Source organism: Pantoea sp. Ae19-2 (genome assembly GCF_059801205.1).
On sequence record NZ_JBCHWE010000001.1, the window covers coordinates 2,340,549 to 2,353,105 of the forward strand.

Annotated in this window: 10 protein-coding genes; 7 read left to right on the top strand and 3 right to left on the bottom strand. The window is 54.2% G+C overall.

The window, feature by feature from the left end; genetic code table 11:
• Positions 1-7: 7 nt before the first annotated feature.
• Genes ssuD through ssuB form a run of 3 tightly spaced genes read left to right on the top strand, consistent with a single transcriptional unit; the run spans position 8 to position 2,743 of the window.
• Positions 8-1,156 carry an FMNH2-dependent alkanesulfonate monooxygenase gene (gene ssuD, locus AAIE03_RS10875; RefSeq protein WP_014593339.1) on the top strand — a complete coding sequence of 383 codons (1,149 nt, stop codon included), beginning with the start codon at positions 8-10 and terminating at the stop codon, positions 1,154-1,156.
• Positions 1,157-1,166: 10 nt separating this feature from the next.
• Entirely contained in the window at positions 1,167-1,958 is a 792-nt protein-coding gene (gene ssuC, locus AAIE03_RS10880) for an aliphatic sulfonate ABC transporter permease SsuC (RefSeq protein WP_024470936.1), read from the top strand.
• A complete protein-coding gene (gene ssuB / locus AAIE03_RS10885) occupies positions 1,955-2,743 on the top strand; it encodes an aliphatic sulfonates ABC transporter ATP-binding protein (protein ID WP_015700642.1) in 789 nt (262 codons plus the stop codon). Before ssuC ends, ssuB begins: the two co-directional genes overlap by 4 nt.
• Before the next feature lie 32 nt (positions 2,744-2,775).
• On the opposite strand, the gene pepN is transcribed toward ssuB, so the two are convergent.
• Positions 2,776-5,391 carry an aminopeptidase N gene (pepN, locus tag AAIE03_RS10890; RefSeq protein ID WP_014606183.1) on the bottom strand — a complete coding sequence of 872 codons (2,616 nt, stop codon included), beginning with the start codon at positions 5,389-5,391 and terminating at the stop codon, positions 2,776-2,778.
• A gap of 284 nt (positions 5,392-5,675) precedes the next feature.
• Between pepN and pncB the strand changes: the two genes are divergently transcribed.
• From pncB to AAIE03_RS10910, 4 genes are all read left to right on the top strand, one after another.
• Positions 5,676-6,881, top strand: a complete 1,206-nt coding sequence (gene pncB, locus AAIE03_RS10895) for a nicotinate phosphoribosyltransferase (RefSeq protein WP_024470935.1) — start codon at positions 5,676-5,678, stop codon at positions 6,879-6,881.
• A 156-nt stretch (positions 6,882-7,037) separates the two neighbouring features.
• Positions 7,038-8,438: an asparagine--tRNA ligase gene (gene asnS / locus AAIE03_RS10900; RefSeq protein ID WP_014593334.1), complete on the top strand. Its 1,401-nt coding sequence runs from the start codon at positions 7,038-7,040 to the stop codon at positions 8,436-8,438.
• 300 nt (positions 8,439-8,738) lie between these two features.
• Positions 8,739-9,854, top strand: a complete 1,116-nt coding sequence (gene ompC, locus AAIE03_RS10905) for a porin OmpC (protein WP_014593333.1) — start codon at positions 8,739-8,741, stop codon at positions 9,852-9,854.
• Between the two features lie 210 nt (positions 9,855-10,064).
• On the top strand, positions 10,065-11,255 hold the full coding sequence (locus AAIE03_RS10910; RefSeq protein WP_019106197.1) for an amino acid aminotransferase: 1,191 nt from the start codon (positions 10,065-10,067) through the stop codon (positions 11,253-11,255).
• Positions 11,256-11,296: 41 nt separating this feature from the next.
• Here the strand turns inward: AAIE03_RS10910 and AAIE03_RS10915 are convergent, their stop codons facing one another.
• Both AAIE03_RS10915 and mepK read right to left on the bottom strand, forming a co-directional pair.
• Positions 11,297-11,926, bottom strand: coding sequence for an MBL fold metallo-hydrolase (locus AAIE03_RS10915; protein ID WP_014593331.1), 630 nt, complete (start codon positions 11,924-11,926; stop codon positions 11,297-11,299).
• 39 nt (positions 11,927-11,965) lie between these two features.
• Entirely contained in the window at positions 11,966-12,514 is a 549-nt protein-coding gene (gene mepK, locus AAIE03_RS10920; RefSeq protein WP_013025254.1) for a peptidoglycan L,D-endopeptidase MepK, read from the bottom strand.
• Positions 12,515-12,557 lie beyond the last annotated feature (43 nt).

Sequence of the window (12,557 nt, forward strand, 5' to 3'; positions counted from 1 at the left end):
GAGAAAAATGAGTGTTTCTGTATTCTGGTTCCTTCCAACCCATGGTGACGGCCATTATCTTGGCACGGCTGAGGGCGCGCGTCCGGTTGATCATGCCTATTTACAACAGGTTGCCCAGGCTGCCGATCGTCTGGGATTTGGCGGCGTACTGATCCCTACCGGGCGTTCCTGCGAGGATGCCTGGCTGGTGGCGGCATCGCTGATCCCCGTTACGCAGCGTCTGCGCTTCCTTGTCGCGCTGCGTCCTGGCGTGATTTCCCCCACCCAGGCGGCGCGCCAGGCTGCAACGCTCGATCGTCTTTCCAACGGACGCGCGTTGTTCAACCTGGTGACCGGGGGCGATCCCGAGGAACTGGCCGGTGATGGCGTCTTTCTTGACCACCGTGAGCGCTATGCAGAATCGGCCGAATTTACCCGCGTCTGGCGCCGCGTGCTGGAAGGCGAAACGGTGGATTACGAAGGCAAGCACGTGCATGTACGAGGTGCGCGTCTGATGTTTAAGCCGGTACAGCAGCCTCGTCCGCCGCTGTGGTTCGGGGGTTCGTCAGAGCCCGCTCAGGATCTGGCTGCCGAACAGGTTGATGTGTACCTCACTTGGGGAGAACCGCCTGCACTGGTGAAAGAAAAAATTGAGCAGGTGCGGGCGAAAGCCGCAGCACAGGGCCGAAAAGTCCGGTTTGGCATCCGGCTACATGTCATCGTGCGAGAAACCAATGAGGAAGCCTGGCAGGCAGCCGATAAGCTGATCGCGAATGTGGATGATGCCACCATCGCCAAAGCACAAAGTGCCTTCCAGCGCACCGACTCGGTAGGCCAACAGCGCATGGCCGCCCTGCACGGCGGACGCCGCGATAAACTGGAAATCAGCCCCAACCTTTGGGCTGGCGTTGGGCTGGTGCGCAGCGGGGCAGGCACCGCGCTGGTTGGCGATGCGCCTACCGTAGCGGCTCGCATGAAAGAGTACGAAGCCCTGGGCATTGAAACCTTTATTCTCTCTGGTTATCCGCATCTGGAAGAGGCTTATCGCGTCGGCGAGCTGCTGTTCCCCCATCTGGATCTGGCTATTCCCCAGATTCCTCAGCCTCGTGTTGTTCAGGCGCACGGTGAAGCGGTCGCCAATGATTTTACGCCTGAGAAAAAAGCCGCGCGGGCCTGAGGAGATAACGATGACCAGACTACGTCAATCCTTCTCAGCGGCGCTGGTGCCCTGGCTGCTGCCGGTGTTACTGGTGGTGGTCTGGCAAGTTGCGTCACAGACCGGCTGGTTGTCCAGCCGTATCCTGCCAGCGCCGGAAAAGATTGTGACGACCTTTTGGCAGTTGGCTATCAGCGGAGAGCTCTGGCAGCATCTCGCCATCAGCAGCTGGCGAGCGTTACTTGGCTTCAGCATTGGCGGATCGCTCGGCCTGGTACTGGGATTAATTACCGGCACTTCGCGACTGGGTGAGCGTTTGCTGGATACTTCGCTGCAAATGTTACGTAACGTGCCCCATCTTGCGCTGATCCCATTGGTCATTCTGTGGTTTGGCATTGATGAGTCAGCCAAAATTTTTCTGGTGGCGCTGGGTACGCTGTTTCCCATCTACCTGAATACCTATCACGGTATTCGTAATGTGGATCGTGGGCTGGTTGAGATGGCCCGTAGCTACGGCTTATCCGGCTGGAGCCTGTTTGTTCAGGTGATCTTACCGGGTGCGTTACCGAGCATCATGGTGGGCGTCCGCTTTGCTTTAGGGTTGATGTGGCTGACCCTGATCGTCGCCGAGACAATTTCGGCTAACGCAGGGATTGGCTATCTGGCCATGAATGCCCGTGAATTTCTGCAAACCGATGTGGTGATGGTCGCCATTATTCTTTATGCCCTGCTGGGAAAACTGGCTGATGTCAGCGCACTGCTGCTGGAACGCGTCTGGTTACGCTGGCATCCGGCCTATCAACGTCAGGAGAAAACAGCATGATAAACTCCGCCAGCCCGGCGCGTCTGAATGCGGGTACCCCCGTAGGTGTGAAGGGCGTCAGTAAAAAATACGGTGAACGCACCATTCTGAATCATATCGATCTGCATATTCCTTCCGGCCAGTTTGTTGCCGTAGTCGGCCGCAGCGGTTGCGGTAAAAGCACCCTGCTGCGTCTGCTGGCCGGTCTGGAAAGCACGACCCAGGGCGAGCTGCTGGCAGGCAATGCGCCGCTGCAGACCGCACGTGAAGAAACCCGGTTAATGTTCCAGGATGCGCGACTGCTGCCGTGGAAAAAAGTGATTGATAACGTCGCTCTCGGCCTGCGTGGCAAGGCATGGCGTAAAGCCGCCCTGGAGGCGCTGGAAGCGGTAGGCCTGGCGGACAGAGCGCAAGACTGGCCTGCCGCTTTATCCGGTGGGCAGAAACAGCGCGTGGCACTGGCCCGGGCGTTAATTCACCGTCCCGGCCTGCTGTTGCTGGATGAGCCTCTGGGTGCGCTGGACGCCTTAACGCGAATCGAGATGCAGGAGCTCATCGAATCGCTGTGGCAGCAGTACCACTTCACGGTTCTGTTGGTCACGCACGATGTCAGTGAAGCGGTCGCGATGGCTGATCGGGTATTACTGATAGAGGAAGGCCAGATAGGACTGGATTTGCAGGTCGATTTGCCCCGGCCACGGCGACGAGGCTCGGCGCGTCTGGCAGAGCTGGAAGCCGAAGTGCTGGATCGGGTGATGCGCCGCGGCGCGGCAGAAAAGCCTCCCCGCTACGCGCAACAGCGTTAAAGAAACGGCGGGCATTTGCCCGCCGTTTCTTATCAGGCATTCAGTGCCTTGGTGATTTTCTCGTACAGATCGCCCGACAGTTTATCCAGTCCTTGTAACTGTTCCAGCGCCTGGCGCATCAGCGCCTGACGGTGGGCATCGTAACGTTTCAGACGAATTAATGGCTCAATCATACGCGAAGCCACCTGCGGATTGCGGGTGTTCAGATCCGTCAGCATCTCCACCAGGAAACGATATCCGCTGCCGTCTTCGGCGTGGAAGGCGGAAGGATTACCCGAAGCAAAAGCGCCAATCAGTGAACGGATGCGATTCGGGTTGCCCATACTGAAGGAACGATGTGACAGTAAACGGCGCACGTTGAGTAAGGCATTCTGCGCCGGGCTGGTAGCCTGCAACATAAACCATTTGTCCATGACCAGGCCATCCTTGTGCCAGCGCTCATCATAGTCGGCTAACAGCGCATCACGGCAGGGTAACTGTGCCGCCACCGCAGCGGAGAGTGCCGCCAGGGAATCCGTCATGTTATTGGCATGGTGGTATTGCGCCTGCACCAGCTTATCCGCCAGATCCATATCACCAAACGCCAGATAGTACAGACAGATGTTCTTCAGCGAACGTTTGCCGATTTCCGCATGATCAACGTGGTACTCCGCCTGCTGATTGGCGTTATAAACGGCAAAGAATTCATCTGCCAGTTCCCGCGCCAGGGTACGAACCAGAGCTTCGCGCACCAGTGCAATTGCCTGAGGATCGATAATCTCGAACAGTTCGGCGATTTCGTTTTCGCCAGGCAGCGACAGAATCAGAGCGGTCAGCGCCGGATCGCTGTTGGCATCCAGCAGCACCGTGCGGAAGGCATCAGCGACATGCAACGGCAGCGACAGATGCTGGCCCTGCTGATGGCGCGCGACATTGAGGCGCAGGTAGGTTGCCAACAGACTTTGCGCCGCGTCCCAACGTGAAAAATCGTTGCTTGCATGACGCATCAGGAAGGTCAGCTGCGCGTCGCTCCACTTGTAGTCGAGCTTCACCGGCGCGGAAAACTCACGCAGCAGCGATGGCACCGGCTGGAAGTAAACGTTGTCGAAAATAAAGGTCTGGAACTCTTCCGTTACGTTCAACACGTTATGCACCGGATGACCGTTGTGCTGCAACGGAATGACCTTACCCTGTCCGTCATACAGTTCGATGTCCAGCGGGATATGCAGAGGCAGTTTCTCTTTCTGCTCGGCCGTCGGCGGCGTGTGCTGCGTCACGTGAAGCGTGTACTGCTCCAGTTCCGGATTGTAGTCATCGCGTACCGAGAGCGTAGGCGTGCCTGACTGACTGTACCAGCGACGGAACTGGGAAAGATCAACGTTAGACGCGTCTTCCATGGCCTGAACGAAATCATCACAGGTCGCCGCGCTACCGTCATGACGTTCGAAATAGAGCTGCATGCCCTTCTGGAAATTCGCTTCGCCCAGCAAGGTGTGCATCATACGGATCACTTCTGATCCCTTTTCATACACCGTCAAGGTGTAGAAGTTGTTCATCTCGATAACCTGATCCGGGCGGATCGGGTGCGCCATCGGGCTGGCGTCCTCGGCAAACTGCGCGCCGCGCATAATGCGCACATTATCGATTCGGTTTACCGCACGCGATCCCAGGTCGGAACTGAACTCCTGATCGCGAAACACGGTCAGTCCCTCTTTCAGGCTCAGCTGGAACCAGTCGCGACAGGTCACACGGTTACCGGTCCAGTTGTGGAAATATTCATGACCGATGACCGCCTCAATCCCCAGATAATCTTTATCGGTGGCGGTTTCGGCTTTGGCCAGCACGTATTTGGAGTTGAAAACGTTAAGTCCTTTATTCTCCATGGCCCCCATGTTGAAGAAGTCCACCGCAACAATCATAAAGATGTCGAGGTCATACTCCAGGCCGAAACGCTCCTCATCCCACTTCATGCTGTTCTTTAATGACGTCATCGCCCAGTCGGCACGATCCAGATTGCCGCGATCGACGAAGATCTCCAACGCAACATTCCGACCCGAACGCGTAGTAAAGCTGTCACGCAGCACGTCAAAATCGCCCGCGACCAGCGCAAACAAATAACAGGGCTTAGGAAACGGATCCTGCCACTTCACCCAGTTACGGCCCTTGTCGTCCTGACCGCTGTCAATGCGATTTCCGTTAGACAGCAGGAAAGGATAACGGCTGCCGTCGGCAATGACGGTGGTCGTGAAGCGCGCCAGCACGTCGGGGCGATCTAAATACCAGGTAATATGCCGAAAGCCTTCGGCTTCACACTGGGTACAGAGCGCTTCACCCGATTTGTATAAGCCTTCAAGGGCACTGTTACGATCGGGATGAATGTCATTGACGATTTTCAGCGTAAAGCTGTCCGGTAACTGGCTGAGCACCAGGCAACCCGCCTCTTCACGCCAGGCCGTCCAGGCCTGTCCATCCACTTCCAGCGAGATCAGCGTCAGATCTTCGCCGTCCAGACGCAGTTCAGCCTGGCTGTCTCCCTGACGCTTAACCTGACTCACCGCCGTCACCCGCGTGGTGCTTTCATCGAGTTCAAAGGTTAAATCGATATCGGTGATGGTGTAGTCTGGTGCACGATAATCGTGTCGATATTTTATTTGTGGCTGCTGCGTCATATTCCGTCCCGCATTAAGTAGTTATTCATCAACGTCTTTGCATTATTCACTCAAGTATAAGCCCTACGCGTCAAACGTCTAAGCATGATGCGCCGAGCTTAGCATGCACAACGTGCACATCAGGTAAAATGGCTACAATTTGTTAACAATGACACATTTCGTCCTCGACTCGCTATCCTGAAATATGCTGTGATCGCTGTCTCTTAGTGATTTATACTTTTGCGTCTTTTACGACGTTTAATACACCGGGCTCTGCGCCACCGAACAGGATGCCGAAACGCGCCATGACAGGACATGCTTCCCCGATACTGACTTCGCTGCTGGATACGGATGCTTATAAGCTCCATATGCAGCAAGCCGTATTCCACCGTTACCATGATGTCACGGTGGCCGCGGAGTTTCGCTGCCGTAGCGACGAATTGCTGGGTTTTTATGCTGACGAGATCCGTACAGCCATTGACGCCATGCAGGCACTGGCGCTGACCGATGCTGAATATGCCTGGTTATCTGATCTGCCCTTCTTTGCTGATGACTACCTTAACTGGCTGCGAAATTTTCGCTACGACCCGCAGCAGGTAGAAGTTCGCAATCATCATGGCAAGCTGGCTATTCGTATCCAGGGCCCCTGGCGGGAAGTGATCATGTGGGAAGTCCCCCTGTTGGCCTTGATCAGTGAAGTGGTCCATCGCCACCGCACACCGGCCATCAGCAGCCAGCAGGCCGTGGATTTTCTGCATCAGAAACTCGCTACCTTTAAGACTCAGGTTGCCGACACTGACATGTCACGTTTTCGCCTGATGGATTTTGGTACCCGCCGCCGCTATTCCCAGGATGTACAGGAATCGATCGTCAGCACGCTGAAACAGGATTTTCCCTGGCTGATGGGCACCAGTAACTACGACCTGGCCCGTCGCCTCGCACTCACGCCAGTGGGTACCCAGGCCCACGAGTGGTTCCAGGCTTTTCAGCAAATCAGTCCGGTACTGGCGAACAGTCAGCGCGCTGCCTTACAGGCCTGGCTGGATGAATATGACGACAAGCTGGGCATTGCACTCACGGACTGTATCGCCATGGATGCCTTCCTGCGCGATTTCGGCCCGGTGTTCGCCCGCCGTTACCAGGGGCTGCGTCACGATTCAGGTGACCCGGTTGAGTGGGGCGAAAAAGCGCTGGCCCATTATCAGAAGTTGGGTATCGATCCGCTCACGAAAATGCTGGTGTTCTCAGATAACCTCAATCTGGATAAATCGCTGGCGCTGTATCGCCACTTTGGTCAGCGTACCAACGTCGTCTTCGGCATCGGCACGCGCCTGACTTGTGATATTCCTGGCGTTACGCCGCTCAATATCGTGATTAAGCTGGTGCAATGTAATGGTAAGCCGGTCGCCAAGCTTTCCGACAGCCCAGGTAAAACCATTTGTCAGGATAAAGCGTTCGTTAAGGCCCTGAGAAAAGCCTTTGATCTGCCACTGGTTAAAAAAGCCAGCTAGCGTCTTTGTTATCGGGGCGTTATCGCGCCCCGCCTTCCTGCAATAAATCGGTTATTCCCCTGAATTTTGCTTGTTTCCTGTTGACTCACAAGTAACATAGCTACACCCCAGTCTGGGGAATTCATTCACACACTTCTTCTATATAGAGAGATATTTATGAGCGTAGTGCCTGTAGCGGATGTACTGCACGGTCGCGTCGCGGTTGACAGTGAAGTCACCGTACGTGGTTGGGTGCGTACCCGAAGAGATTCCAAAGCCGGTCTTTCCTTTATCGCTGTCTATGACGGCTCCTGCTTTAATCCCGTTCAGGCTGTCGTCAATAATTCTCTGAATAATTATCAGGACGAAGTGCTGCACCTGACCACCGGCTGTTCCGTCATTGTCACCGGTAAGGTCGTTGCATCTCCGGGTCAGGGTCAGGCATTCGAAATTCAGGCGACAAAGCTGGAGGTCGTGGGCTGGGTAGAAGATCCCGACAGCTACCCAATGGCGGCAAAACGTCACAGTATCGAATACCTGCGTGAGGTAGCCCACCTGCGTCCGCGTACCAACCTGATTGGCGCCGTGGCGCGCGTTCGTCATACCCTGGCCCAGGCGCTGCACCGCTTCTTCCATGAGAACGGCTACTTTTGGGTTTCCACGCCGCTGATCACCGCCTCTGACACTGAAGGGGCCGGTGAGATGTTCCGCGTTTCGACGCTGGACATGGAAAACCTGCCGCGCAACGATCAGGGCAAAGTCGACTATTCGGAGGATTTCTTCGGGAAAGAGGCGTTCCTGACGGTTTCAGGGCAGTTGAACGGTGAAACCTACGCCAGCGCCTTGTCGAAAATCTACACCTTCGGCCCCACGTTCCGTGCGGAAAACTCCAATACCAGCCGCCATCTGGCAGAGTTCTGGATGCTGGAACCGGAAATCGCTTTCGCCTCATTAGACGATGCGGCAGCCCTGGCGGAAGCCATGCTCAAGTATGTCTTCAAAGCCGTGCTGGATGAGCGTGCAGACGATATGGCATTTTTTGCCGAGCGCGTAGACAACGATGCGATTAATCGCCTGGAGCGTTTTGTTACCACCGATTTCGCCCAGGTCGATTATACCGATGCCGTCGATATCCTGATGAACTGCGGGCAGACCTTTGAGAACCCAGTGTCATGGGGCATCGATCTGTCCTCTGAACACGAACGTTATCTTGCCGAGAAGCATTTCAAAGCGCCGGTGGTGGTGAAAAACTATCCGAAAGATATCAAGGCATTCTATATGCGCCTTAACGACGACGGGAAAACCGTGGCGGCGATGGATGTGTTAGCGCCGGGTATCGGTGAAATTATCGGCGGTTCTCAGCGTGAGGAACGTCTGGATGTGCTGGATGCGCGTCTGGAAGAGATGGGGCTGAAAAAAGAAGATTACTGGTGGTATCGCGATCTGCGTCGCTATGGCACCGTGCCACATTCAGGGTTTGGATTAGGTTTCGAACGTTTAATCGCCTATGTCACCGGCGTACAAAATGTAAGAGATGTTATCCCCTTCCCACGAACACCACGCAACGCGAGCTTCTGATTTTCAGCATTAAATATAAGAAATTCATATATATAAAGAGGTCGGCATCGCCGGCCTTTTTTTATTTTTGTAAATTTTGATATGACTCACAAAGTTCCGTTATTTTTACATTTTGTAATACATTTTTTATATTTGAAACAAGATTACGACTTTTGTAGCATTTTCGCAGTAGAATTACCCGATGGGGGATGGAAAGATGCGTGCAGACACAGGAGACACCAAACTTCTTTCAAGGTTCACGTAAAGTTTTCTTGACGGCAGTGGCAGGTGTCCAAATAACTCCAATGAGGGTAATAAATAATGATGAAGCGCAACATTCTGGCAGTGGTTATCCCTGCTCTGCTCGCCGCCGGCGCAGCCAACGCAGCAGAAGTTTATAACAAAGACGGCAACAAGCTGGACCTGTACGGTAAAGTGGATGCGCGTCACCAGTTCTCTGATAACTCAGGCGATGACGGCGACAAGAGTTACGCGCGTTTAGGTTTTAAAGGCGAAACTCAAATTAATGACCAGATGACCGGTTACGGTCAGTGGGAATACAATTTCCAGTTAAACAACCCTGAGTCATCAACAGATGCTGCGCAGAGTGGCAACAAAACCCGTCTGGGCTTTGCTGGTCTGAAATTTGGTGATGCGGGCTCAATCGACTACGGCCGTAACTACGGCGTGGTTTATGACGCGATCGGCTGGACAGATATGCTGCCAGTTTTCGGTGGTGACTCAGGTAATCCTGATAACTTTATGAACGGCCGTAGCACCGGTCTGCTGACCTATCGCAACAGCAACTTCTTTGGCCTGGTTGATGGCTGGAACTTCGCTGTTCAGTATCAGGGCAAGAACGAAAATTCTAACCGTAATGGCCAAACTGCCAACGGCGATGGCTGGGGTGTGTCTTCCTCCTACACCGCGCCAATCGGTGTCGGCATTGTTGGTGCCTATAGCAGCAGCGACCGTACTGACGCCCAAGCTCAGGGTGTTGTTGCAAATGGCAACGTGGTTGGCGCAGGCAAGCATGCAGAAAGCTGGGCAACCGCTCTGAAATATGATGCTAACAATGTTTATCTGGCAGCGATGTATGGTGAAATGCGTAATGCAGCACCAATTTCAATCGTTACTGGCCCAACAACTACCGCTGCTGCCTTTGCAAACAAAGCTCAAATCATTGAGATGGTTGCTCAGTATCAATTTGATTTCGGTCTGCGTCCATCTCTGGCCTACGTTCAGTCTAAAGGCAAAGACATCGAAGGTATCGGCGATGCGGACCTGTACAAATACTTCGATGTGGGCGCAACTTACTACTTCAACAAAAACATGGCCACCTACGTTGATTACAAAATCAACCAGCTGGACAAAAACAACCCACTCGGCATTCCTAACGATGACGTAGTTGGTGTTGGTCTGGTTTACCAGTTCTAAGTTTGTTGATGCAGTACAAAAAACGGAGCTTCGGCTCCGTTTTTTATTGCCGTTTCCTCGCACTAAGCCCCGCGCTATCCCACTGTTAACATTAGAACGGGTAATTCTGTCGCACAGACGATGAATTTTATCGCAAACGGTTGGCATTTCGCCGTGCTGACGTTAACCTGATGGTTCATTTGCTAAAGTTCACGCTACTGGACCCGACTCATGTTTGAATCGATCTCTGCTGCACCCGCTGACCCCATTCTTGGCCTGGCCGATCTCTTTCGTGCCGACGACCGCCCCAATAAAATCAATCTCGGTATTGGTGTTTACAAAGATGAAACCGGAAAAACCCCGGTGCTCACCAGCGTTAAGAAAGCAGAGCAGTACCTGCTTGAACACGAAACCAGCAAAAATTACCTGAGCATTGACGGTCTGCCAGATTTCGCGCACTGCACGCAGGAATTGTTATTTGGTCAAGGCAATGCCCTGATCGCGGCGGGCAGAGCCTGCACGGCACAGACGCCGGGCGGTACAGGCGCACTGCGCGTCGCCGCGGATTTCCTGTCTACTCAGACGTCCGTTAAGCGCGTGTGGGTGAGCAACCCGAGCTGGCCGAACCACAAAAACGTGTTTAATGCCGCCGGGCTTGAGGTATGCGAATACCAGTACTATGACGCAGCAAACCATACCCTGGATTTTGACGGCATGCTGGCCTCACTGAAAGAGGTGAAAGCCGGTGATGTGGTGCTGTTTCATGGCTGCTGCCATAACCCAACCGGTATCGATCCTACTGCAGAGCAGTGGCAACAGCTGGCACAGCTCTCTCTGGCTAACGGCTGGCTGCCCCTGTTTGACTTTGCCTACCAGGGCTTTGCCCGTGGTCTGGAAGAGGATGCTGAAGGTCTGCGCATTTTTGCGGCCAGCCATCAGGAACTGATTGTCGCCAGTTCTTATTCCAAGAACTTCGGCCTGTATAACGAACGTGTGGGTGCAATTACGCTGGTTGCGGGCGATGCCGCGACGGCCGACACCGCATTCAGCCAGGTGAAATACACCATCCGCGCCAACTATTCTAACCCGCCGTCACACGGTGCAGCCGTGGTGGCCACGATTCTGGGCAACGACGCGCTCCGCACTATCTGGCAGCAAGAGCTGTCTGATATGCGTCAGCGTATCCAGCGCATGCGCCAACTGTTTGTGAACACCCTGGCGGATAAAGGCGCGCAGCAGGACTTCAGCTTTATCATTAAGCAGAATGGCATGTTCTCGTTCAGTGGGCTGACCAAAGATCAGGTCATTCGCCTGCGCGAGGAGTTTGGGGTTTATGCCGTTAATTCAGGCCGCGTAAACGTTGCCGGTATGACACCAGATAATATGTCTGCACTGTGCGAGGCGATTGTCGCCGTACTCTAAGCGCATCGCGTATAAAAAAATGGGCCATTCTGGCCCATTTTTTATTGCAGGAAAGGATTGGTCAGACGTTCACGGCCCAGCGTTGACACAGGCCCGTGACCGGGTAAAAACGTCACATCGTCGCCGAGCGGCAGCAGCTTATTATTTATCGCATCGATAAGATGTTGATGATTACCCTGCGGGAAGTCGGTACGCCCGACGCCGCCGCTAAAGATCACATCACCTGATACCAGTAAGCGGCCTTTGGCATCAAAAAATACAATGTGCCCCGGCGTATGTCCGGGACAGTGCAGCACATCAAGCGTGACCTGACCAACCTGAACGGTATCCCCCTCCTCCAGCCAGCGATCCGGCGTCAACGGGGCACAATATTCCAGCCCAAACATTTGGCTTTGAGTAGGTAGGGATTCCAGCCAGAAAGCATCCTGCTTTTGCGGGCCGACCAGCGGCACCTGCCAGAATGCAGCCAGTTCTGCCGCTGCCCCAACATGATCGAGGTGACCATGCGTAAGCAGAATCTGTGCAGGCTTCAAATCAAGCTGCGCCAGCGTTTGCCTGATGGTATCGGCATCGCCACCCGGGTCCACCAGGGCCGATTCACGCGTGGTTTCGCACCAGATAACCGAACAGTTCTGGGCGAAGGCGGTGACGGGGATAATGTGATAATTCATAACGCTCCATGGTCGGCACCCGCAGCGTTGCCGACGTTACTACCAGTGCCTGACGGGACCGGTATCAATATGTACAAAGTTGCTGCTGGGATAATATCCTACACCACCGGCACGCATTTTTAATGCGGCTTTGCGAACATTCGCCAGCGTCACCCCTTCAATGTGGAAATCCATCGCCTGGCCTTTGGTGTGATAACTGTGTTTTGCCACACCGGGCCCGGATTCCCGCAGCATATTGTTCGTCGCCAGTGAGCGATAGCCGGAGACGAGCTGGACGGGTTTGCGCGTTTCTAACAGCGCCTGAAGGCGATAGAGCTGGTCAAATAAGTGGGGATCGATACTTTTGGTTTTATTGGCACGGTAGTCGCGGAAAAAGTGGTTCAGGCGTGACAATTCACTTTTGTCGTAACTTTTACCGTTAAAGAATTCCGTTTTAAGGGTTTCACCAGTGTGAAGATTATTGAGCGTTAATATCCGCGGGCGTGAAGTGGAGAGTGATGCCATCGCGGTCTCTGGCAGTAAGGCCAGGCCGGCAGCGGCACTTCCGCAAAGCAGCAGTTTGCGACGTAAAGAATCGATTGTAGACATGGAGCGGTTTACCTGAAAGCAGAGTCAAAGACATGTGCAAAAA

Excerpts from the sequence above, each read along its gene's own strand:
- ssuB (WP_015700642.1), top strand. The coding sequence starts at position 1,955 with ATGATAAACTCCGCCAGCCCGGCGCGTCTGAATGCGGGTACCCCCGTA.
- ompC (WP_014593333.1), top strand. The coding sequence starts at position 8,739 with ATGATGAAGCGCAACATTCTGGCAGTGGTTATCCCTGCTCTGCTCGCC.
- asnS (WP_014593334.1), top strand. The coding sequence starts at position 7,038 with ATGAGCGTAGTGCCTGTAGCGGATGTACTGCACGGTCGCGTCGCGGTT.
- AAIE03_RS10915 (WP_014593331.1), bottom strand. The coding sequence starts at position 11,926 with ATGAATTATCACATTATCCCCGTCACCGCCTTCGCCCAGAACTGTTCG.
- pncB (WP_024470935.1), top strand. The coding sequence starts at position 5,676 with ATGACAGGACATGCTTCCCCGATACTGACTTCGCTGCTGGATACGGAT.
- pepN (WP_014606183.1), bottom strand. The coding sequence starts at position 5,391 with ATGACGCAGCAGCCACAAATAAAATATCGACACGATTATCGTGCACCA.
- mepK (WP_013025254.1), bottom strand. The coding sequence starts at position 12,514 with ATGTCTACAATCGATTCTTTACGTCGCAAACTGCTGCTTTGCGGAAGT.
- AAIE03_RS10910 (WP_019106197.1), top strand. The coding sequence starts at position 10,065 with ATGTTTGAATCGATCTCTGCTGCACCCGCTGACCCCATTCTTGGCCTG.
- ssuD (WP_014593339.1), top strand. The coding sequence starts at position 8 with ATGAGTGTTTCTGTATTCTGGTTCCTTCCAACCCATGGTGACGGCCAT.
- ssuC (WP_024470936.1), top strand. The coding sequence starts at position 1,167 with ATGACCAGACTACGTCAATCCTTCTCAGCGGCGCTGGTGCCCTGGCTG.